Origin of the sequence: Novosphingobium sp. (genome assembly GCF_036733805.1) — a bacterium.
Taxonomy (GTDB): domain Bacteria; phylum Pseudomonadota; class Alphaproteobacteria; order Sphingomonadales; family Sphingomonadaceae; genus Novosphingobium.
Genome location: NZ_DAIMZT010000039.1, coordinates 1 through 21,672, shown reverse-complemented (window position 1 = coordinate 21,672; position 21,672 = coordinate 1). Strand labels below are relative to the sequence as shown.

General features: G+C 62.2%; 24 protein-coding genes and 1 tRNA gene. 22 read left to right on the top strand and 3 right to left on the bottom strand.

Going from position 1 to position 21,672, the window contains the following annotated elements; translation table 11 throughout:
• Positions 1-153: 153 nt before the first annotated feature.
• The gene (gene tsf, locus V7D69_RS10455; RefSeq protein WP_333605759.1) at positions 154-1,077 is read left to right on the top strand and encodes a translation elongation factor Ts; all 924 of its coding nucleotides are present in this window, start codon (positions 154-156) and stop codon (positions 1,075-1,077) included.
• 86 nt (positions 1,078-1,163) lie between these two features.
• Here the strand turns inward: tsf and V7D69_RS10450 are convergent, their stop codons facing one another.
• Positions 1,164-1,772 carry an NAD(P)-dependent oxidoreductase gene (locus tag V7D69_RS10450; protein WP_333605758.1) on the bottom strand — a complete coding sequence of 203 codons (609 nt, stop codon included), beginning with the start codon at positions 1,770-1,772 and terminating at the stop codon, positions 1,164-1,166.
• 54 nt (positions 1,773-1,826) lie between these two features.
• On the opposite strand from V7D69_RS10450, the gene V7D69_RS10445 reads away from it, so the two are divergent.
• The 11 genes from V7D69_RS10445 to rpmE all read left to right on the top strand — a co-directional run bounded on the left by V7D69_RS10445 (position 1,827) and on the right by rpmE (position 12,112).
• Positions 1,827-2,258, top strand: coding sequence for a winged helix-turn-helix transcriptional regulator (locus tag V7D69_RS10445; protein ID WP_333605757.1), 432 nt, complete (start codon positions 1,827-1,829; stop codon positions 2,256-2,258).
• Between the two features lie 117 nt (positions 2,259-2,375).
• Entirely contained in the window at positions 2,376-3,101 is a 726-nt protein-coding gene (gene pyrH, locus V7D69_RS10440) for a UMP kinase (protein WP_324063540.1), read from the top strand.
• A 1-nt stretch (position 3,102) separates the two neighbouring features.
• Entirely contained in the window at positions 3,103-3,660 is a 558-nt protein-coding gene (gene frr / locus V7D69_RS10435; RefSeq protein WP_324063537.1) for a ribosome recycling factor, read from the top strand.
• Positions 3,661-3,690: 30 nt separating this feature from the next.
• Entirely contained in the window at positions 3,691-4,380 is a 690-nt protein-coding gene (gene uppS / locus V7D69_RS10430; protein WP_333605756.1) for a polyprenyl diphosphate synthase, read from the top strand.
• Between the two features lie 33 nt (positions 4,381-4,413).
• Positions 4,414-5,172 (top strand): phosphatidate cytidylyltransferase, encoded by a 759-nt coding sequence (locus V7D69_RS10425; RefSeq protein WP_324063533.1) that lies wholly within the window; start codon positions 4,414-4,416, stop codon positions 5,170-5,172.
• A 5-nt stretch (positions 5,173-5,177) separates the two neighbouring features.
• On the top strand, positions 5,178-6,329 hold the full coding sequence (locus V7D69_RS10420) for a 1-deoxy-D-xylulose-5-phosphate reductoisomerase (RefSeq protein WP_333605755.1): 1,152 nt from the start codon (positions 5,178-5,180) through the stop codon (positions 6,327-6,329).
• Position 6,330: 1 nt separating this feature from the next.
• Complete coding sequence (gene rseP, locus V7D69_RS10415) at positions 6,331-7,716, top strand: RIP metalloprotease RseP (RefSeq protein ID WP_333605754.1); 1,386 nt, start codon at positions 6,331-6,333, stop codon at positions 7,714-7,716.
• 162 nt (positions 7,717-7,878) lie between these two features.
• Positions 7,879-10,584, top strand: a complete 2,706-nt coding sequence (bamA, locus tag V7D69_RS10410) for an outer membrane protein assembly factor BamA (RefSeq protein ID WP_324064526.1) — start codon at positions 7,879-7,881, stop codon at positions 10,582-10,584.
• The gene (locus V7D69_RS10405) at positions 10,584-11,294 is read left to right on the top strand and encodes an OmpH family outer membrane protein (RefSeq protein WP_324064527.1); all 711 of its coding nucleotides are present in this window, start codon (positions 10,584-10,586) and stop codon (positions 11,292-11,294) included. Before bamA ends, V7D69_RS10405 begins: the two co-directional genes overlap by 1 nt.
• A 19-nt stretch (positions 11,295-11,313) precedes the next feature.
• On the top strand, positions 11,314-11,766 hold the full coding sequence (gene fabZ, locus V7D69_RS10400) for a 3-hydroxyacyl-ACP dehydratase FabZ (protein ID WP_333605753.1): 453 nt from the start codon (positions 11,314-11,316) through the stop codon (positions 11,764-11,766).
• 115 nt (positions 11,767-11,881) lie between these two features.
• Positions 11,882-12,112 carry a 50S ribosomal protein L31 gene (rpmE, locus tag V7D69_RS10395; protein WP_324064246.1) on the top strand — a complete coding sequence of 77 codons (231 nt, stop codon included), beginning with the start codon at positions 11,882-11,884 and terminating at the stop codon, positions 12,110-12,112.
• Between the two features lie 55 nt (positions 12,113-12,167).
• Here the strand turns inward: rpmE and V7D69_RS10390 are convergent, their stop codons facing one another.
• The gene (locus V7D69_RS10390) at positions 12,168-12,515 is read right to left on the bottom strand and encodes a PilZ domain-containing protein (RefSeq protein ID WP_324064244.1); all 348 of its coding nucleotides are present in this window, start codon (positions 12,513-12,515) and stop codon (positions 12,168-12,170) included.
• Positions 12,516-12,692: 177 nt separating this feature from the next.
• Here V7D69_RS10390 and V7D69_RS10385 point away from each other — a divergent pair, with 177 nt between their 5' ends.
• The gene (locus V7D69_RS10385; RefSeq protein ID WP_324064243.1) at positions 12,693-13,226 is read left to right on the top strand and encodes a superoxide dismutase family protein; all 534 of its coding nucleotides are present in this window, start codon (positions 12,693-12,695) and stop codon (positions 13,224-13,226) included.
• Positions 13,227-13,235: 9 nt separating this feature from the next.
• Here the strand turns inward: V7D69_RS10385 and V7D69_RS10380 are convergent, their stop codons facing one another.
• Entirely contained in the window at positions 13,236-13,868 is a 633-nt protein-coding gene (locus V7D69_RS10380) for a prolyl hydroxylase family protein (protein ID WP_324064242.1), read from the bottom strand.
• Positions 13,869-14,044: 176 nt separating this feature from the next.
• On the opposite strand from V7D69_RS10380, the gene V7D69_RS10375 reads away from it, so the two are divergent.
• The 9 genes from V7D69_RS10375 to V7D69_RS10335 all read left to right on the top strand — a co-directional run bounded on the left by V7D69_RS10375 (position 14,045) and on the right by V7D69_RS10335 (position 21,217).
• Positions 14,045-14,121: transfer RNA gene (locus V7D69_RS10375), tRNA-His, on the top strand.
• A gap of 112 nt (positions 14,122-14,233) precedes the next feature.
• The gene (gene ccmC, locus V7D69_RS10370) at positions 14,234-14,965 is read left to right on the top strand and encodes a heme ABC transporter permease CcmC (protein WP_333605752.1); all 732 of its coding nucleotides are present in this window, start codon (positions 14,234-14,236) and stop codon (positions 14,963-14,965) included.
• Positions 14,965-15,117, top strand: a complete 153-nt coding sequence (locus V7D69_RS10365; RefSeq protein ID WP_324064240.1) for a hypothetical protein — start codon at positions 14,965-14,967, stop codon at positions 15,115-15,117. The genes ccmC and V7D69_RS10365 overlap by 1 nt, the downstream gene beginning before the upstream one ends.
• 2 nt (positions 15,118-15,119) lie before the next feature.
• Entirely contained in the window at positions 15,120-15,572 is a 453-nt protein-coding gene (ccmE, locus tag V7D69_RS10360) for a cytochrome c maturation protein CcmE (protein WP_324064239.1), read from the top strand.
• Positions 15,569-17,518: a heme lyase CcmF/NrfE family subunit gene (locus V7D69_RS10355; protein ID WP_333605751.1), complete on the top strand. Its 1,950-nt coding sequence runs from the start codon at positions 15,569-15,571 to the stop codon at positions 17,516-17,518. Before ccmE ends, V7D69_RS10355 begins: the two co-directional genes overlap by 4 nt.
• Positions 17,515-18,072 (top strand): DsbE family thiol:disulfide interchange protein, encoded by a 558-nt coding sequence (locus tag V7D69_RS10350; protein ID WP_333605750.1) that lies wholly within the window; start codon positions 17,515-17,517, stop codon positions 18,070-18,072. Before V7D69_RS10355 ends, V7D69_RS10350 begins: the two co-directional genes overlap by 4 nt.
• On the top strand, positions 18,069-18,497 hold the full coding sequence (locus tag V7D69_RS10345) for a cytochrome c-type biogenesis protein (RefSeq protein WP_324064765.1): 429 nt from the start codon (positions 18,069-18,071) through the stop codon (positions 18,495-18,497). Before V7D69_RS10350 ends, V7D69_RS10345 begins: the two co-directional genes overlap by 4 nt.
• The gene (locus V7D69_RS10340; protein ID WP_333605749.1) at positions 18,494-19,156 is read left to right on the top strand and encodes a tetratricopeptide repeat protein; all 663 of its coding nucleotides are present in this window, start codon (positions 18,494-18,496) and stop codon (positions 19,154-19,156) included. Before V7D69_RS10345 ends, V7D69_RS10340 begins: the two co-directional genes overlap by 4 nt.
• A gap of 123 nt (positions 19,157-19,279) precedes the next feature.
• A complete protein-coding gene (locus V7D69_RS10335) occupies positions 19,280-21,217 on the top strand; it encodes a potassium transporter Kup (RefSeq protein WP_333605761.1) in 1,938 nt (645 codons plus the stop codon).
• The last annotated feature ends 455 nt before the right edge of the window (positions 21,218-21,672 follow it).

Sequence of the window (21,672 nt, the reverse complement as noted above, 5' to 3'; positions counted from 1 at the left end):
CGGCGACGACTTTTCGTCATGGAATTGTCGCGCGCCGGGTCCAATGGGCCTGGCGCGCTGCATGTTTTGAGCCGCCCATGTTTACCAGTCGCCGGGCGGCTCGGGCAATTGATGGTCGATCCTTCGGCCGAACCAACCAAGAGGATTTGAGCGATGGCTTACACCGCCGCTGACGTGAAGAACCTGCGCGAGCGCACTGGCGCCGGCATGATGGATTGCAAGAAGGCTCTGGCTGAGACGAATGGCGACCTCGAAGCCGCGGTCGACGCGCTGCGCGCCAAGGGCCTTGCCGCCGCCGCCAAGAAATCGAGCCGCACTGCGGCCGAAGGTCTGGTCGGCGTGGCCGTGACCGGCACCAAGGGCGTTGCGGTCGAGGTCAATTCCGAAACCGACTTCGTCGCCAAGAACGATCAGTTCCAGGACTTTGTGCGCAAGACCACCGAGGTGGCGCTGGGGGTGGCCGGCAACGATGTCGAGTCGCTCAAGGCCGCGGCTTATCCGGGCGGTGGCACTGTGAGCGACGCGCTGACCAACAATGTTGCTACTATTGGTGAAAACCAGCAGGTCCGCCGCATGAAGACGGTGGAAGTGGCGCAGGGCCTGGTCGTGCCTTACATGCATAATGCCGCTGCGCCGAACCTTGGCAAGATCGGCGTGCTCGTCGCCCTCGAATCAGAGGCTCCCGCCGCTGCGCTCGAGGGTCTGGGCAAGCAGATCGCGATGCACATCGCGGCCGCCTTCCCGCTGGCGCTGACGGCCGATGATCTGGATGCCGAGCTGATTGAGCGCGAACGCAAGATCGCGCAGGAAAAGGCTGCGGAATCGGGTAAGCCCGAGGCCGTGCAGGCCAAGATGGTCGAAGGCGCAATCGCCAAGTACGCCAAGGAAAACGCACTGCTCAGCCAGGTCTTCGTGATGGACAACAAGACCCCCATCCAACAGGTCGTTGACGCGGCCGGCAAGGACGCGGGCGCGAAGATCGTGCTCAAGGACTATGTCCGTTTTCAGCTGGGCGAAGGGATCGAGAAGGAAGTCACTGACTTTGCAGCGGAAGTGGCCGCTGCGGTGGCGGGCTGACCGGACAAAAGTTTCCTTCAGGAAACAAAATGACGGGGCCGGGAAGCAATGGCTTCCCGGCCCCTTTTTTCGTGCCTCGTCCGCGGTCAATACCCGGCGGTGAAGCGGGCGCGGCTGTGCTTGGGGGTTTCGAGTTCATCGATCATGGCGATGGCATAGTCCGCGAAGCTGATTCTGCTCTCCCCATTTTCGTCAGTGACCAACTGGTCCACGCCGGGCCGGTAGCTTCCGGTGCGCGGTCCCTCGAAGATTAATGCGGCGGGCGAGAAGAACGTCCAATCGACGTCCGTGACGGATTTCAGCGCGTCGAGGAACTCAACACCGCCCAAGGCAAACTCTTTCCATTCGGCGGGAAAATCGGGCGTGTCGACCAGGCGCACCCCCGGCGCGATTTCGAGGCTTCCGGCGCCGCCGGTGACAAGCAGGCGCGGCACCGCCGCTTTGCGCACCGCCGCCAATAGGGTTTCTGCCGGAATATCGAAGTGCAGGGCGCTGATCGTGGCATCGCGCCCGGCGATCAGGGAGGCCAGCGAATCGGCATCCGACGCGTCACCCGCTATGGCGGCGATTCCCTCGCCGGTCGGAATCTTCTCCGGATTGCGCGCAATCGTAAGAACGTCATGCCCGCGCGCGGCGGCTTCGCGGGTGATTTCCGATCCCGCGCGTCCGCTGGCGCCAAGAACTGCAATTTTCATCTCGATGCTCCTTGTGGTTTCCATCAGATACCAGGTGTTCTATGGAATGCGTCCATGCAAGAAGGCACCTTGATCGCACCGGGTTTCCCGCAGGAAACCACCCGTTATGAACCCGACGTCTATTCGGCGGATTGTCCCACCCGGCAATTGCTTGACCGGATCGCTGACAAGTGGAGCGTCTTGCTTCTTGTCACGCTGGGGACTGGGGGCATGCGGTTCAATGCCCTGAAGAGACGGATCAGCGGGATATCCCAGAAAATGTTGAGCCAGACGCTGCGTTCACTGGAGCGTGACGGGCTGATCGTGCGGAACGTGGTGCCCACGGTGCCGGTCGCGGTGACATATTCGATAAGCCCGCTCGGGCTTGAACTGCTCGATGCGTTGCAAGCGATGATCGATTGGGCGGAGCGGCGCATGAGCGACGTTGCGCAGGCGCAAAAAGCCTATGACCAGAATGAGGCGCATTGGCGGTATCGGTCATTCTGAACAGGCGCGAGGCGGTAGGAAAGCGCGTTGTGAGCCTGCCATCTCCAACCTCTCCCCTTGGCAATCCGCGCCGCTCCCCCTAAAGCCGCAGCCACCATCCCCAGGAGAAAACGCGGCATGTCATCCTCCCCCTTCAAACGCGTCCTGATTAAGCTGTCAGGCGAAGTGCTGATGGGGGCGCAGCAGTTCGGGATCGATCCTGAATTTGTCGCTGAACTGGCCAAGGAAGTGAAGGCCGCCAAGGATAGCGGTCTTGAAATCTGCCTGGTGATCGGCGGGGGCAATATCTTTCGCGGCATGGCGGGCGCGGCCAAGGGCATGGACCGGGCGCAGGCTGATTACATGGGAATGCTGGCGACGGTCATGAACGCGCTGGCGATGCAGAACGCGCTGGAGCAGCTGGGCGTGCATACGCGTGTCCAATCGGCCGTGCAGATGGACCAGGTCTGCGAACCGGTGATCCGCCGCAGGGCCGAACGGCATCTGGAAAAGGGCAGGGTGGTAATCTTTGCCGCAGGCGTCGGCGCACCATACTTCACGACGGATTCCGGGGCGGCGCTGCGCGCGGCGGAAATGCAGTGCGACGCTCTGCTCAAGGGCACCAGCGTCGATGGGGTCTACGACAGCGATCCCAAACAGAACCCCGCGGCAAAGCGTTACGAAACAGTCGATTACGACACGGTTCTTGCCGATAACCTGAAGGTGATGGACGCTTCGGCTGTGGCCTTGTGCCGTGACAACAATATTCCGATCGTCGTGTTTTCGATCCGCGAGAAGGGCAATCTTGCCAAAGTTCTAGTGGGCGAAGGGACGCAGACGATCGTGCAGAAGGGAGCCGCATAACATGGCCAAATATGACAAGGCCGATCTTGAGCGCCGTATGAAAGGCGCTGTCGAATCGCTCAAGCACGATCTTTCGGGCTTGCGCACCGGGCGCGCCAATGTCGCGCTGCTGGAGCCGATCTCGGTCGAGGTCTATGGCGCGATGACGCCGATCGTGCAGGTGGCGACGATCTCGGCACCCGAACCGCGCATGCTTTCGGTGCAAGTGTGGGACAAGTCCAATATCGGACCGGTGGAAAAGGCCATCCGGTCGGCGGGCCTGGGCCTGAACCCGATCAATGACGGCAACACGCTTCGCCTGCCGATCCCGGACCTGACGGAGGAACGCCGCAAGGAACTTGCCAAGCTGGCCAGCCAATATGCGGAGAAGGCGCGTGTCGCCATCCGCAATGTGCGGCGCGACGGCATGGAAAACCTCAAGGCCGATGAGAACAAGAAGGAAATCTCGGAGGATGAGCGCAAGCGCGCGGAAGCCGACGTGCAGAAGTTGACGGACGATCAGATCAAGGCTGTCGACGATGAACTGGCGCGCAAGGAAAAGGAAATCCTCAACAAGTGAGGCCAGCCTGCTTGTCTTGAGGAATAGCCGATGACCAAGGCTGAACCCGCGCCCGCCCGGCACGTCGCCATTATCATGGACGGCAATGGACGCTGGGCCAAGAAACGCCATTTGCCGCGCGTGCTGGGCCACCAGCGCGGGGTGGAGGCCGTGCGCAGGGCCGTGCGCGGCGCCCGCGAGCTGGGGCTGGAGGCGCTGACGCTTTATGCATTCTCGACCGAGAACTGGAGCCGTCCGGACGAAGAGGTTTCGGATCTGATGAGCCTGATGAAACGGTTCATCCTCTCCGATCTTGAAGAGTTCGCCGCGGCCGGGGTACGTCTGAAGATCATTGGCGATTACAGGGCGTTCAAGCCTGACGTCGTCGAATTGGTCGATAATGCGATCGCGCGTACGCAAGACAATATCGGCACCACGCTTGCGGTGGCGCTCAATTACGGTTCGCGGGACGAGATTGCGCGTGCCGCTACGAAGGCGGCGCAGAAAGGGCCGATTACGCCGGAGACGATCGGCGCGGAACTGGATACCGCGGATATGCCGCCGCTTGACCTGCTGATCCGCACTTCCGGCGAAGTGCGGCTGTCCAACTTCCTGCTTTGGCAGGCGGCCTATGCCGAAATGCTTTTCATGGACGTGCTGTGGCCGGACTTCACCGCCGAACATCTGCGCGAGGCGCTGGAAACCTTCGCGATGCGGGAGCGGCGTTATGGCGGACGATAATTGCGAAATTTTCCTCCTGCAGAAGAGAAGCCGGTGAACGGACAGAAATCTGATCTTGGTCTGCGGACCATCTCCGCAACCGTCATGCTGGCCGTCGCAGGCGCAGCCTTGTGGTTTGGCGGTGCCGTTTGGATCGCGTTCGTTTGCGCGGTTGCGGTGGTGGTGTTGTGGGAGTGGACACGCCTCGCGCGCCAAGGCACGGGCAATCCGGCGGAGCGGGGCTTCTGGAACTTCGCGGGAATGATCTATGTCGGCGCCAGCGCGGCGATGTTGCTGTTCCTGCGCAATCCCGTTTTCACCCTGGCTCCTTTGCTGACAGTCCTGGCAGCGGTCATCGCCGTGGATGTGGGCGCCTATTTCACCGGGCGGGCTCTGGGCGGCCCGAAGATCGCGCCTTCCATCAGTCCGTCGAAAACCTGGTCCGGGTTGTTGGGCGGCGTTCTGGGAGCAACGCTGGCGTTATTGGGCGCGGCCCGGCTCTGGCAGGAAGGGGCGATCTGGCTGACCGCCGCGGGCATGGCGGCTGACAAGGCGGCCTGCTTCGGATTGCAGCCGTGCTGGTATCTTCAGGCTCGTCCTATCCCGCTGTTCGCGACTTGCCTTCTGACCGGGCTTCTCGTGGCTGTCTGCGCGCAGGCCGGTGATTTCTTCGAAAGCTGGATGAAGCGGCGCGCGGGGGTAAAGGATTCGGGCAGCCTCATTCCCGGGCATGGCGGCGTTTTCGACCGGGTGGACGGACTTTTGGCGGTGCTCTTCGTATTGGCCCTCATGCTGTTGTTCCAGCCGCGATGAAGCAGGTGCGCACTCTTTCGGTTCTGGGCGCAACCGGCTCGGTAGGCGCATCGACGCTTGATCTCGTGCGCCATCAAGCGGGCGCGTGGCGGATCGTGGCTCTGACCGCGCATTCCAATGCTGCTGACTTGGCGCGTCTTGCCGTCGAATTTTCAGCGGAGATTGCGGTGGTCGCCGATGAGAGCAGGCTCTCTACGCTACGCGAAGCGCTCGCCGGGACCGGCGTTGAGGCGGCGGGCGGCCCGGCGGCTCTGATCGAAGCGGCGACGCGCCCTGCCGATGTCACGCTTGCCGCCATAGTGGGCTGCGCCGGTCTTGCCCCGACGATGGCCGCGATCGAACGGGGTGGGACGGTCGCGCTGGCTAACAAGGAAGCGCTGGTTTCCGCCGGCGAGGTGATGATGGCAACGGTGGCGCGCCATCACGCCACGCTGTTGCCGGTTGATTCCGAACATAACGCGATTTTCCAGTGCCTTCAGGGCAATGACCCGGCGCACGTGCGATCGATCACTTTGACGGCAAGCGGCGGTCCGTTCCGTGATTGGTCGTGGGACCAGCTTTGCGCGGCCACGCCCGCGCAGGCTATCAGGCATCCCAACTGGGACATGGGCGCGAAGATCAGCGTCGATTCGGCCACTATGTTCAACAAGGGCCTGGAACTGATCGAAGCGCATCACTTGTTTCCCGTGGGCCTGGATAAGCTGCGTATTCTCGTTCACCCGCAATCGATCGTTCATTCGATGGTCGAATATCGTGACGGCTCCACGCTGGCGCAGCTGGGTCCCTCCGACATGCGGGTGCCGATCGCGTCCGCCCTTGCCTGGCCAGCGCGGATGGACACGCCTTGCGAACCGCTTGACCTCGCGGCCATCGGTGAACTTACCTTCCGCAAGCCTGATGAACTGCGCTTTCCGGCGACCCGCTTGGCGCGGGAGGCTGCGCATGCAGGCGGCGGGATGCCGACCGTCCTTAATGCCGCGAACGAAATAGCGGTTGCCGCGTTTCTTGATGGTCAGATTCCGTTCACCCGGATTGCGGCACGGGTGGAATCGGTGCTTAATGCCTATGCGCCGCCGCCGCCGGCCTCTCTGTCCGATGTTCTCGCCGTCGATGCGGAAGCGCGGGCGAAGGCGCGCTTGTTGATGGAGACCGCCTGACTTGACCGGATCGCCTACTCTGCTGACCACGATTTTCGCCTTTCTGCTGGTGCTGGGGCCGCTGGTTCTGCTTCACGAGCTTGGGCACTATCTTGTCGGCCGGCTGTTCGGCGTGAAGGCCGATGCGTTTTCCATCGGTTTCGGCAAGGAAATCGCGGGATGGACTGACCGGCAGGGTACGCGCTGGCGAATATCGGCGCTGCCGCTGGGCGGTTATGTGCAATTCGCTGGAGACATGAACCCGGCCAGTGCCCCTTCGCCTGCAGAAGACGGGTTGACGCCGCAGGAGCGCTCCCGAACCTTTCACGTCAAGCCGCTGTGGCAGCGCGCCTTGATCGTCCTGGCTGGCCCCGCCACCAACTTCCTGCTTTGCGTGGCGATTCTGGGCGCGTTCGCTTACGTAAATGGGCGCCTTGTGGCGGAGCCGGAGATCGCGAACTTCACGGAAAATTCTCCGGCCCAGGCGGCGGGAATGGCGATCGGTGACAGGATTACTGCCATAGACGGCAACCGGACCGAGAGCGTCACCGATATCCCCGAGCATGTCGTCTACTATGCGGGCAAGACCGTATCCGTCGCGGTCGAGCGCGATGGGCGCACCCTGATATTGCCAGTTAAGCTTGCCCCCGAGAAGGTGAGCGATGAATTTGGCAATTCGGCCACGCTCGGCAACCTGGGCGTGGATTTCGGCGTTCCGGTGGTCGGCGGCTTCTTCGGCGATTCGCCAGCCGAGGCGGCCGGGTTGCGCGTGGGGGATCGTATCGTCGCGGTGGGCGACGCCGATGTGCGCAGTTTCAGTGATATTCCCCGGCTGGTTCAGCCGCATCCTGGCGGCAAGGTGATGATAACCGTGCTGCGCGACGGAGAGGCGCATGTCTTTCCGGTGACGATCGCGGCAGTTGCCGAGCGGGGCGAGGACGGGAAGGCCAAGACGATCGGTCAGCTGGGCATTCGCGCGGGTTTCGGCAAGGTGGTCCCGGTTGGTCCGGTGGAGGCGGTGGGATTGGGCGTTTCCCGCAGCTTCTCGATCATGGGCACGATGGTGACGGGCATCCGCCAGATCGTCACGGGGGAGCGTTCCGCGCGGGAGTTGGGCGGTCCGATCAAGATCGCCAAATATTCGGGTGAACAGTTCAGCCTGGGCTGGGATGCCTTCGTCGGCTTCGTCGCGATGATCTCGATTAACTTGGCATTCATCAACCTCCTGCCAATTCCGGGCCTCGACGGCGGGCACCTGGCTTTCTACGCGGCTGAGTTGGTGCGCCGCAGGCCCCTGGACGTGCGCAGTCAGGAATGGGCGATCCGCACGGGCGTGGCACTGGTGCTGGCGCTCATGCTGTTCGTCACGGTCAACGATCTGGCGTCTCTTCCGATTTTCGGGGGATAGACGGGGGTTTTATCCAATCGATCACGTTCTCGCCCGGTTTGGCTGCTTGATCGGAGGGCTTCCATCGGGCAGATGGCTGCGATTGCCTGCCACGCCGGTCGGGCCGGACGAGTTCATCGCGGAAGCGAAAACGGGATTTTGCGCAGAATGATGGGACGGGAAATGGTTCGCAGCACGGATGCCTGCCGCGCGTCGCAGCTTGCGGCGGTGCTTCTGGGGACCACGATCCTCGCGGGGGTTCCGCAGGGCGCCTTCGCTCAAGCGGACGCGGCGGGAGAAGCCGCCCCGAAAAGCACGGCGCAGCCCGCTGCACCAGCAGCCGCGCCCGTAGCTCCCTCAGCGGAGCAGGCGCCGCAGATGATCCAGTCGATCCAGGTCACCGGGGCGGAGCGTCTGGAGCCGCAGACGGTGCTTTCGTATATCAACCTGCGCATCGGCCAGCCTTACACCAAGGCGGCGGCTGACGAGGCGTTGAAGGACCTCTACGCCACCGAGCTGTTCAAGGACGTTCAGATCAATAACGAGGGCGGGAACGTCACGATCGCCGTCCAGGAAAATCCTGTCATCAATCGCATCATCCTTGAAGGCAATAAGCGCATCAAGGATGACAAGATCATGCCGGAGATCAAGGTCGCCCCGCGCCAGATCTTCACACGTTCCAAGATCCGTGCCGACGTTGCTCGCATTATCGAGCTTTACAAGCGTCAGGGCCGCTATGCGGCGACGGTCGAGCCCAAGATGGTCATGCTTGACCAGAACCGTGTCGACATCGTCTTCGAGATCACCGAGGGCGACAAGTCCAAGGTGCGCCAGATCAATATCATCGGCAACGAGCATTTCTCCGATGGGGAACTGCGAGGCCAGATGATAACCAAGCAGGCCCGCTTCACGCGGTTCTTCAGCTCCGGCACCAGCTACGATCCGGACCGCATGGCTTTCGATCAGCAGAAGCTGCGCCAGTTCTACCTCACGCAGGGCTATGCTGACTTCCGCGTCGTTTCCGCCGTTGCGGAACTGACGCCGGACAAGAAGGACTTCATCATCACTTACGTGGTGGAGGAAGGAAAGCGCTACAAGTTCGGCGATGTGAAAGTGGAAAGCCAGCTTCGCGATTTCGACGGAGAAAAGCTGGCCGCCAATCTGCCGATGCACAAGGGCGACTGGTATAACGCCAAGCAGGTCGAAGACACGATCGACAGTCTGAACGAGACGGCGGGCGCTTTTGGTTACGCCTTCGCCGATGTGCGGCCGCAATACGATCGCGACAAGGACAACCTCACCATGGGGGTCACTTTCGTGATCCAAGAGGCTCCGCGCGTTTACGTCGAGAAGATTAACATCAACGGCAACACGCTGACGCAGGACAAGGTGATCCGCCGCGAGTTCCGCCTGGCAGAGGGCGATGCGTTCAACTCGTTGCAGGTCAAGCGTTCGACCAACCGTATCAAGTCGCTCGGCTATTTCCAGGAAAAGTTCGAGGTTGAGCAGAAGCCCGGCAGCGCGGACGACCGCATCCTGCTGGAAGCCAACGTCGAAGAGAAGCCGACCGGCGAACTGCAGCTTTCCGCTGGTTTCTCCAGCCTCGAAAGCTTCATCTTCCAGGCTTCCGTGCAGCAGCGCAACTTCCGCGGGCGCGGGCAGACGATCGGCCTGTCCGGCAGCTATTCGCGCTATTCCAAGAGCATCGAGACGAGCTTCGTCGAGCCTTACCTGTTCGATAAGAACGTATCGCTCGGCGTCGATATCTATCGGCGCGATTACAATAACTTCAATTACCTCAATTCCAACCGCAACACGCTGTACAATCAGTCAACCACCGGTTTTCAGGTGCGCGCCGGCGTGCCGCTCACCGAGTACCTGACGGCGGTTGCGCGCTATACGCTCAATTATGACGATGTGACCCTGGACAAGAATACTTATTATTCGAGCCGCCAGCATCCCCCCCTGGTTGAGTGCGATCCGCTGCTGGCCGGCCGCTACTTGTGCGACGCGATCGGCACGCGCCTCAGTTCGATCGTAGGTTTTTCTTTGATTTACGACACGCTGGATAACCGCATCCGCCCGACGCGCGGCATTACCGCTTCGGTCAATGCCGATGTGGCCGGTTTGGGGGGTGACGTGAGGTACACGCGGTTCCGCGCCAATGCCTCCAAGTTCTGGCCGCTCGGCAAGGGGTTCATCTTTTCGCTTTCGGCCGAAGGCGGCGTTATCAAGGGCCTGGGACAGGACGTGCGTTTGACTGACCGCTTTTACCTGGGGGAACCCCAGATTCGCGGCTTTGGCATCCGCGGCGTGGGCCCGCGCGTTATACGGCAGTATTTCACGCAGGACACGAACGGCAGTTATACCGTCCGGTCGACCAAGACTGACGATGCCTTGGGCGGGAAATACTATTATATGGGACGCGCCGAGCTGGAGATTCCACTCGGTTCCGGTGCCCGCGAGATGGGTCTGCGTCCCTCGATTTTCGTGGATGCCGGTGCAGTGTGGGGTATCAAGGCGCCGGAATTGATTAAGGATTGCGAACCCGCAAAGGGTGGCTGTTTCGTCGGTACTAGAGATGCAAACGGCAACCAGCTTTACAATCCCTTTACCGGCACCGGTGCCGACGGTAAGCCAACGTTCGATACGTCGACCACGACGACTAACAGCATGACGAACGGTAATGCCAACAACCCGGTTGGTAGTAATCAGGTCTTCACGGAAACCTTTGCAGGCAACACTTGGAAGCCGCGTCTGGCGATCGGGTTCGGCGTAAACTGGAACTCGCCCTTCGGCCCGTTCCGCATCGATATTTCCAAGGCCCTCCTCAAGCAGCCGGGCGACGATACCAAGACTTTCACTTTCAACGTGGGGACTCAATTCTGATGAAGACCATGACCAAGACTCTCGCGCTGGGTTCCGCTCTTGCGCTGACGGCCTTCGCCGCGCAGCCCGCGTTGGCCAAGAAGGAGGCCGCGCCGGCGCCGGCCGCCGCTGAAACCGGCGCCATCGTCCCCGGTCTGGCTGTCGCCAATCTCGATGCTGTCGTCGCCAACTCGAACGCCTTCAAGGTCGCCGAACAGCAGCGCGAAACCACCTACAAGGCGCAGTATGACCAGGCGCGGGCCCGCAATGACCAGATCAGCGCCCAGCTCAAGCCGATGGTCGACAAGTTCAACGCTGACCGTTCGGGTGGCAAGGTGACCGAAGCGGTGCTGCAGCAGCAGGCGGTGGGCATCCAGCAGTTGCAGGAGAACGGCAAGGCCGAACTGCAGCGGATTCTCCAGCCGGTCGGCCTCTCGCAGGCTTATGTGCAGGAGCAGATCGAGGACAAGCTGAACGATGCGCTGAAGTCCGCGATGCGCAAGCGCAATGTCTCCCTCGTTCTGTCGCCTGACGCCGTGCTGGCGTTCAACGGCAATGCCTACAATCTCAATCAGGATATCCTGAACGAGCTCAACACGGCGCTGCCCTCGGCCCAGATCGTGCCGCCGGCCGGCTGGGAACCGCGCCAGGTCCGCGAAGCGCGCGCGCAGCAGGCAGCCGCGCAGGGTCAGGCTGCACCGGCTGCCGGCACGCAGCCGACCGGCCGCTGACAACACGCGAGCACGGGGCATGAGCGATACGGCCGAACTGGTTTACGACACCGCGAAGATTCTGGCGGCGCTTCCGCACCGCTATCCCATGTTGCTTGTCGATCGCGTGGTCTCTCTTGTTGAAGAGGAGATTCACGCGGTCAAAGCAGTCAGCTTCAATGAGGATTTCTTTCAGGGTCATTTCCCCGGCCGCCCGATCATGCCCGGCGTGCTTCAGATAGAAGCGTTGGCGCAGGCGGCGGGTATTCTCGCGATTGAGAGCCTGGGCCTCGCCGGGACCGGCAAGCTGGTCTATTTCATGGCGATCGAGGAAGCCAAGTTCCGCAACCCGGTGACGCCGGGGCACTTGCTCGATCTGCGAGCCGGCTTTGTCCAGAAGCGTTCCCGCGTGTGCAAGTTCTGGGGCAGGGCCTCGATCGAGGATAAAGTGACGTGTGAGGTGAACTTCACCGCAATGATCGCGGATAGTTGAGCGGCGCCTGCCGCGCGATCTCGCCGGACCCTTGCATTTTTACGAGCCCGGCGCTATGCGCCCCGCTTTCCAAGGCAGGCCGGTCGGAACCGGCCATATGCAGAAAGTTACGACGATGAAGGCCGATACGCATCCCGATTACCACATGATAACGGTGCAGATGACTGACGGCACCACCTTCCAGACCCGCTCGACCTGGGGCGGCGAGGGTGACACGCTGGTGCTGGACATCGATCCCACGTCTCACCCGGCCTGGACCGGCGGCAATCAGCGTATTCTTAACGAAGGCGGCCGCGTTGCTCAGTTCAACAAGCGTTTCGGTGGTCTCACGCTTAAGAAGGGTTAAGCGGGTAAACTCTCGCGAAACAAAAAGGCGGCCTGATCGGGCCGCCTTTTTTAATTCAGCCATCCAGGCCGAAATCCATGAGATCGTGCCATTCGACTTGTTCCGGCGGCACGGCGCGCAGAAATTCCATGCCCGCCGCGTTGCCGCGCACCCACCGTACGACCGCGGGCAGCATCGAATCGTCGCACATGCCGATCGAGACGAATGCCCCTTGGCGCAGCGCGTCGCTGTCAATCTGCACGCAACAGCCGTGAAGCGAGACGTCGGCCAGAAGCACGGGAACACGTCCCCCTCTAGGCGTTTCTAAGAGAGCATCGAAACATGTCGTATGCCTCCTTTCGCGGCGGCGATCGTCCAATGTATCCTGCGAAGACGCGTAAAGTCGGCCGATTGGTGCGTTCACGTTTTTTTCCTGGGCGTCCCTTTGAGCTATCCGTATCTTCCACTAGTAATCATTAACCCGCGCTCACAAGACAAGCTTGCCGGAATGTTAACTTGTTCAGCCGGCGTTCGCAGGGCCCGGCGGATGTCGGCAGATCGAGAAGGCAGACCCATGGGATTTGCGAAACGGAGAAGCACAATGATTCGAATTGACCGCATTGCCGCCGCAGGTCTGCTGAGCCTGTGCGCGTGTGCCGCCTTCGGCCAGGACTCGGACAAAGTAATGCAAGCCAAGGTCGTCGGTCTTGACGGGCATGTCCTTGGCACCGTGAACTTGCAAGACACGCCCACCGGCGTCCTTGTCAGTACGGACATCAAGGGCTTGCCGGCGGGCGAACATGGATTCCACTTCCATGAAAAGGGCCTGTGCGATCCCGCTCAGAAATTCGCGACGGCGGGCGGCCACTTCGCTGCGGGCGGTCGCCAGCACGGCTTGATGGTCATGGGTGGTCCGCACGGCGGCGACATGCCCAACCAATATGTCGGTCCTGACGGCGTTCTGAAGGCGCAAGTGCTTGACACCGGCGTCACGCTTTCACCCGGCCCCAAGTCGCTGCTTGATGCTGACGGTTCGGCGCTTGTGATCCATGCTGCGCCTGATGATTATACCAGCCAACCCGCCGGCAATGCGGGCGCCCGTATTGCCTGTGCGGTCATCAGCCCCGGAAAATGAAGCGGACCGTCAGCCCCAGGGCCTTTCGCGATACCACTGCGTAATCACGTACTTGCGGCCTTTGCGCACTTTCATCGCGTGATGGAGGGTGGCGGCATTGGGGCTGCCGTCAGCATGCCGGTTATTCCAGGCGACGAGCTTGCCGCGTTCGGGCCGGATAGTCTTGTCGATCACTTTAAAGCGCGTGGCGCCGCCGGCTTCTACGTCATTCAGGTAGATCATGAAGGTCCAGGTGCGCTGGCCGGGGACGGCGCAATACGTGTTGTAATCCGCGCTTTGCGGCTCGAAGTAGTCAGTGTGAGCCTTAAATTCCTGTCCCACTTCATAGCGCTGGCCTTGCAGAGGTTCGGCATGAGCCGGTGGGATGCCGGAAATCCGCGAAAGCTTTTCAGCCAGGGCCATGACAACCGGGACATCTTCGGTAAGATCGCAAGTGGAACTGGTGCGAAATGCCGCGTCGCCGTTGTAATCGGCCAGAGTCGAAGGGCGATGTTGCGTTTCTATCAGCGCGATCAGCTCGTCGCACTCGGTCGGCGAAAGAAAATCACGCGTGATGAACAGATCAAGCCGCAAGGAGGGGAAGCGCTGCATGTCGCCATGGGACATGAGTTGCTCGACCGACGATTCGCCAGGACCGTTCATCGGGTCAGCTTAGCGGCCCCGCCTGAGCTGGAAAATTGCCCGAGCGCGCAACCATTCGAATTTTTGCTTTGCAAGAGGCGCTGCCATGTGCAAAGGCGCGCTCCCGCATTGGTCGCCGGTTACGGCGGTCCTTGCAAGGATGTTTGCATGCGGTGCAGAATGCCTCGCATGCCGTGGCGATCGTAGCTCAGTTGGTTAGAGCGCCGGTTTGTGGTACCGGAGGTCGTGGGTTCGACCCCCATCGATCGCCCCATATCCCTTCTTCTTCAGGCATCCGATGATCTGCGCCGGCTGGGAAGAAAAAGGGCGTTCTTTGACAAGAGTCACTTGTTCCTGGCGCGGTGAACATTAGAAGCGCGCCTGTCATGCATGGCTTTGCCAACCCCGCCCGTTTCCTGCGCATCGCCCGCTGGCTGATGCCGATATGCATGGCGTCGGGCATTCTGGTCGCGTCGGGCGCCCTGGGCTGGGGTTTGTTCGCTGCGCCGGCGGAGCGCCTGCAAGGCGACACGGTGCGAATCGTTTATCTGCATGTTCCCACCGCCTGGCTTGGCATGGCCGGCTGGATGGCGATCGCCGGAGCCAGTTTCGCCGAGCTTGTCTGGCGCCATCCGCTCGCCGGCATCGCCGCCAGGGCCTGCGCCGTGCCGGGCGCGGTGTTCACGGCCGTGTGTCTGGTGACGGGCTCGCTCTGGGGCCGGCCCGCCTGGGGGATCTGGTGGGTGTGGGACGGGCGGTTGACGAGCATGCTGGTGCTCCTGTTCCTCTATTTCGGGTGGATTGCCCTGTCGCAGGCCAGCGAAGCATCGGACGGCGGCGACAGCAAGGCTCCGGCGATCTTCGGTCTGGTCGGAGCCGTCAACATTCCGATCATCCATTATTCAGTGATCTGGTGGAACAGCCTGCATCAGCCGCCCAGCATCACCATGGGCAAATCGACGATGTCAGGCGCCTTTCTATGGCCTCTGCTGTTCGCGTTGTTCGGTTTCACCCTGATCTTCACCGGGGTTGTGCTGGCGAGAATGCGCGCGATCCTGGCCGATCAGCAGGCTGAGGCAAGGCTGCGGCGCAAAGCCTTGAGTGAGGTGGATTTCTAATGCGCGAGGTGATGGATCCCTGGACATTCGTGGCGGCCGCCTATCTCGTGGGCCTCGGCGCGACCGCAGCCATGGTGCTATGGTCGCTGCTGTCCATGACGCGCGCGGAAAAGCGCCGTGATGAGGTCCGCGGTCTGACGGAGAAGCGCTGAAAATGGCCATCAGGGCAAAGCATCAGCGGCTGGTTCTGCTCGTCATCGCACTGACGGTGCTGATCGGTGCGGGATTGCTCGCGGCCTGGGCGCTGCGTAATCAGGTGAGCTATTTCTATGTACCCAGTGAAATCGTCGCTCATCCTCCTTCGCCCGATCGCGGCGTTCGTCTTGGCGGCATGGTCGAAAAGGGTTCGCTCAAGACCGAGCCGGACGGCGTGACCATCGATTTCACGGTGCAGGATGGCAAGGCGCGCGTGCCGGTAACGTTCAGGGGCATTGTGCCCTCGCTTTTCGTCGAGGGTTCGGGCGTCGTCGCCGAAGGGAAGATGAGCGCCACCGGCACTTTCGTGGCGGACAACCTACTAGCCAAGCATGACGAGAATTATGTCCCGCGCGAAATGCAGAACATGACCAAGGAACAGGCCAAGCAGGTGGTGGCCGAAACGAAATGATCGCCGAACTTGGTCTTGCCGCTTTGTGGATGGCCGCCGCTCTGGCGGCGCTGCAGCTTACGGGAGGCGCTTTCGGGCTGACGGAGCGCGGCGAAACGTTGGGCGGCGTGGTGCGCCCCGTCGCGGTCGTGCAGGGATTGCTGGCTCTGGCGGCGTTTCTGTGTCTCATCTATGTCTTCGCCACGACGGATCTTTCCGTGAAGTTGGTGGCCGAGAACTCACACTCGATGAAACCGCTGATCTTCAAGATCGCGGGCGCCTGGGGCAACCACGAAGGCTCTATGCTGTTGTGGGTCACCGTGATGGGCATGGCCGGCGCCTTCGTGGCGCTGATCGAGAGGCGTCTTCCGGAACGGACCATGCTGGCGACACTGGCAGGTCAGGCGTTCGTCAGCTTGGGGTTCTATGTCTTCCTATTGATTGCTTCGAACCCGTTTGAGCGCCTGTCACCCGTTCCGATCGAGGGCAACGGGCTTAACCCGCTGCTGCAGGACCTGGGCCTCGCCTTTCATCCGCCCACGCTTTATCTGGGCTACGTCGGCCTTTCGATCGCTTTCAGTTTCGCGATCGGGGCCCTGGTCACGCGCGAGGTCGGGCCCGCCTTCGCCCGCGCGATGCGGCCATGGGTGCTGGGCGCCTGGATTTTCCTGACCGTGGGAATTACCGCCGGTTCCTATTGGGCTTATTACGAGTTGGGTTGGGGCGGCTGGTGGTTCTGGGATCCGGTGGAGAACGCGTCGCTGATGCCCTGGCTGGCGGCGACTGCGCTGCTGCATTCGGCAAGTGTGCTGGCGGCGCGCAATGCGCTGCGGGCCTGGACGATCATGCTGGGCGTCGTGGCCTTCTCCATGTCGATGATCGGAACCTTCCTGGTGCGATCAGGCATTCTGACCAGCGTTCACGCTTTCGCCGTCGATCCTGAGCGGGGCACTTTCATTCTCGCGCTGCTCGCGATCAACATCGGCGGTGCGCTGACCCTGTTCGCCTTGCGCGCCTCGACCGTCACGGAAGGGGAGCGCTTCGCCGTGGTCAGTCGCGAAGGGGCCCTGGTGTTCAACAATGTGATGCTCTCGGCGATCCTGGGCATCGTGCTGTTCGGCACGCTCTATCCGCTGTTTGCCGAGGCGCTGGGCGCAAAGGTTTCAGTGGGGCCACCCTATTTCAATCCGATGAGCGCGCTGTTCGCCATCCCGATGTTGGTGATCTTGACGGTCGGACCTTTGCTACGCTGGCGACGCGACGCTTTTGTCCGCATCGGCAAGGCGCTGGTGATCCCGGCAATGCTTGTCGCGGCGGCAGGCATCGCGGCGCTGGGGATAGGCGGGGTGCCGTTGCTGCCGTTCCTCGGCCTGGCGCTGTCAGTCGGGCTTGCCTGGGCCAGCCTGTTGCCTTTGCGAGGTCGCGATCTTCGGCGCACTCCACTGCCGGTATGGGGTATGGTGGTCGCGCATTTCGGCATTGCCGTCGCCTTGTTCGGCATGAGCAGCGAAAGCGCCTTCACCGTGGAAAAGCTGGTGGCCGTGAAAGTGGGCGAGGTGACTTCCGTGGGTCCTTGGGACGTGAAGCTCGATACGATCGAGCCGGTGGCCGGGCCGAACTGGACGGCGCTGGAAGCGCGGCTCCTGGTGCGATACGGACCGGCAGGTGACATAAGCGACATGCGGCCGCAGTCGCGCAGCTTCTGGGCGCCGCCGCAACAGACTAGCGAATCGGCGCTGTTCACGCGTTGGAACGGACAGCTTTACACCGTGCTGGGCGGCGAGGCGGAGGATGGCCGCTGGCAGCTGCGACTGTGGTGGAAGCCTTTCGTTCCGCTGATCTGGGCCGGTGGACTGTTGATCGCGCTGGGCGGCCTCTTGGCGCTGGCGGGCCGGGTGGCGAGCGACCTGCGCAGGATCATCGCCAAGGACAAGATCGCCTACCGTCGCGAAAGGCAAGGCCGATGAGCGAGCAGACCGCAACCGCAAGGCCGCCGCGCTGGGTCATCTGGCTGCCGCTGGTGCTGTTTCTGGGCTTTATCGCGCTTGTGCTGATCGGGTTGCTGCGCCCGGCCGATCGGAATGTCGCCAGCGCGCTGGTCGGCAAGCCGATGCCGCAGTTCAGCCTGCCTCCCGCGCTTCCGGGCCGACCGGGTCTGGACAGCAAGCTGCTCGCCAACGGCCAGCCGCATTTGGTCAATATCTTCGCAAGCTGGTGCATCCCCTGCCGCGTGGAGGCGCCGCAACTTGGCGCGTTGGCCAAGGCGGGAGTCCCGATCGAGGGCATTTCGGTGCGTGATTCGACTGACGCGTTGCAAGCGTTCCTGTCTGAAAACGGCGATCCGTTCCAGCGCATAGGCGCCGATGACGACGGCAAGGTACAGCTCGCCCTCGGCTCTTCCGGAGTGCCGGAAACCTACGTGATCGATGGCAAGGGCAAGATCGTCTATCAGCATATCGGGGAGATTCGTCCCGAGCATATCGACTTGTTGCTGGGGAAGCTGAAGGAGGCGACCGAATGAAGCGCCTTGCGTTCCTGCTTCTCGCGGCATTGGGCCTCGCTGTTGTCGGACCGGTCCTGGCGCAGGAGGAACAGTCCACCGCGCCTTATGCCTACCGCCAGCTTGAGGACCCCGCCAAGGAAGCAAAGGCGCAGGCGTTGATGGAAACGCTGCGTTGCCTGCAGTGCCAGGGGCAGTCGATTGCCGATTCGGACGCGCCGATCGCCGGCTCCATGCGCTCACTCGTGCGCGAACGCATCGCCGCGGGAGAGGACCCGGAAGCGATCCGCGCCTGGTTGGTTGAGCGTTATGGCGATTATGTCAGCTACGCTCCCCGAATCACGGGGCTGACCTGGCCGCTCTTCGTGGTGCCGGCGGTATTGATGGCGCTGGCTTTCCTGTTGCTACGACGTCGCTTCGCAGTCGCACAAGGGGGTGGGGCATGACCTGGGGCCTGGTCATTGTCCTCGCGCTGCTGGCGTTCTCGGCGATCGTTTTCGTGCTCAAGGCGCCGCCTGGCACGCGTGAGGCCGTGGCTGCCGCTTTGCTGCTGGGCATAGCGGGCTATGCGCTGCAGGGACGTCCGGATCTACCCGGTACTTCGAAGGAGGCGGCCGAACCCGTTTCCGCCGATCCTGCCGCTTTGGTGGAAGCGCGGCTGAAGGTGACGAACAAGGGCATTCCGCCCAACAACAAGTGGGTCATCATAGCGGACGGCCTGGCTCGCAATGGACGCTATGCCGACGCGGCGGAAGTTCTGCGCGGAGCGGTCGAGAATGATCCGAAGGATTCGGAAGCCTGGCTTGCCATGGCCAATGCGCTGATGGCGCACGCCGAAGGTACGGTTACTCCTGCCGCGCTCTATGCTTATCGTCGTGCCGCCAAGGCAGAGCCCGAAAATCCGGGCCCTCCGTTCTTCCTGGGCCTGGCCTTGTTGCAATCTGGCAAGGTGGCCGAAGCGCGCGGCCTCTGGGCCGATCTTTTGGCGCGCGCGCCCGCGGATGCGCCTTGGCGCACGCCCCTCGCGGCGCAATTGCAGAAGCTGGACGCCATGATGTCAGGCGCAGTGGGTCGGCAGGGCGATCGGCCATCGTCCCAACCCTGAACCTCACCTTAAGCGACATTGCTTGCGTTCTTGCATGCTGCTAACGGCCACACCCTTGCCGCAGCTGCGAAGTGGCCTGCGAGTCCATGACGGGACGCATGAATGAGTGATGTTACATCGGACATGGCTGACGTTCCGATCGTGATCGATCCGGCGACGGCAGCGCAAACTCCGGCGCATGGCGGAAATGGCTCCGGCAACATCACGAAGCTGGCCTTCGGCGCCATAGGCGTGGTGTTCGGCGACATCGGCACCAGCCCGATCTACGCTTTCCGCGAAACCTTCGTCGGCCCGCATCCGCTGGCTATCGATGAACTGCATATCCTGGGCGTGGTCAGCCTGATCTTCTGGTCGATGACCATGGTGGTCTCGGTCCAGTATGTCGGCGTGCTGATGCGCGCGGATAACAAGGGGCAGGGGGGAAGTCTTGCCCTCGTCGCGCTGATCTCGGGCGCGATTCGCAAGTCGCGATATGGCGGCCTCGTGGTCCTGCTGGGCGTGTTCGCGACCTCGCTGTTCTATGGCGATTCGATGATTACGCCGGCGGTCTCGGTCCTTTCGGCGGTGGAAGGTCTTACCGTCGTTCAGTCGAACCTTGCGCCGTTCGTCCTGCCGATCGCGTTGATCCTGCTGGTCGGCCTCTTCCTTCTGCAAAAAAGCGGCACGGCAAGGGTTGGGGCGCTCTTCGCGCCCGTCATGATGATTTACTTTCTGACCCTGGCGGTGCTGGGCGTCTACCATCTGGTGCAATTGCCTTATGTGCTGGTGGCCCTGAACCCGTGGTTCGCAATCCAGTTCTTCATGACGGACAAGATCCTGGGCTTTCTGGCGCTGGGTTCGGTGGTGCTGGCGGTGACCGGCGCCGAGGCGCTCTATTCGGACATGGGCCACTTCGGGCGGGGGCCGATGCGCCTTTCCTGGTTCGGCTTCGTGATGCCGTGCCTGCTTATCAATTATTTCGGGCAGGCCGCGATGGTCCTGAGCTTGGATGATGCCTCAGCGGCGCAGGCGATGGAAAACCCGTTCTTCCACCTGGCCCCGGAAAGTTTGCGCCTGCCGCTGGTGATCCTGGCGACCTGCGCCACATTCATCGCCAGCCAGGCGGTGATTTCAGGTGCATTCTCCATCACGCATCAGGCGATGCAGCTTGGTTTCATCCCGCGTCTTTCGACCCGCCATACCAGTGAACACGAAGTGGGACAGATCTACATTCCCTTCGTGAACTGGGCGCTCATGGTCGGCGTCATCATGCTGGTCCTTTACTTCCAGAACTCGTCGAACCTGGCCTCGGCTTACGGTATCGCGGTTACAGGCGCGATGTTGATCGACACGTGCCTGATGACGGTGCTGCTGATCGTGCTCTGGCGCTGGAAACTGTGGCTGGCGATCCCGGTCATTCTGGCCTTCTTCCTGGTCGATGGCGCGTACTTTGCCGCGAATGCCACCAAAGTGGCGGACGGCGGCTGGTTTCCGCTGCTGATCGGCGGCATTGCCTTCACGCTGCTGACCACGTGGAACAAGGGCCGCAAGCTGATGCGCGATCGCATGACCGAAGCTGCGCTGCCGCTGAACGTCTTCGCCAAGAGCGCGCACGGCAGCGCCGCCCGCGTGCCCGGTACGGCGATCTTCATGGCATCGACCAATGTCGGCGTGCCTTCCGCGCTGCTGCATAATATCAAGCACAACAAGGTGCTGCACGAGCGCGTCGTGGTGCTGACGGTCGAGATCAAGGACGTGCCTTACGTCGAGCCTTCGGAACGGTACGAAGTGAGCGAACTGGGGCAGGGCTTTTACCGCATGTCGCTGCGCTACGGCTTTATGGAGGAAACCGACGTGCCGCATGCGCTCGCCCATGCGCCCATGTGCGGCGGCCCGTTCGAGATGATGAAGACCAGCTTCTTCCTCTCGCGCCAGACCCTGCTGCCTTCTGAGAAGCCCGGCATGGCGATCTGGCGCGAAAAGCTTTTCGCCTGGATGATGCGCAACGCCGCCAGTGCGATGGAGTTCTTCCGCCTGCCGACCAATCGCGTGGTGGAGCTGGGAAGCCAGCTGGAGATCTGAGCCGGCGTATTCCCTCCCTCGCCGCTTCATGGGATGTGGCTTCGCGGGATTCGGAGGCCGTATTCGCCCTTTCTCCTTGACATATAGTGCCAAATAGGTTATGTGCCGCAGCCATCCGGTAAGGCGAATGTACACGCCTTCACCGGTGTGTCGGGTCGGCGTTGGGGCCGGGGCGCGGATCACAGCCGTGGCCACGCACTCAGCGTCCGAACCGGGACGGTTCTTCGTGGCCCGGCACGCGGCTCCCTCCCTTCGGAGCCGCTTCCCGGACAACCCTGAATCGGCGCCCGATGCGAGCCCGCGCCGCCGGTCCGAACCGTTCCCGCCAGGGCCGAGCCGGACTGCCGCTGTCGCTATCCGGCCATTCGCACGTGACGCAGCACATGCCCGCGCCTCAGCACGGGCGCCCCAACGCCGGCCCGATGTTCTCCCTCGTGCCCCTCGCGTCCCCCGGC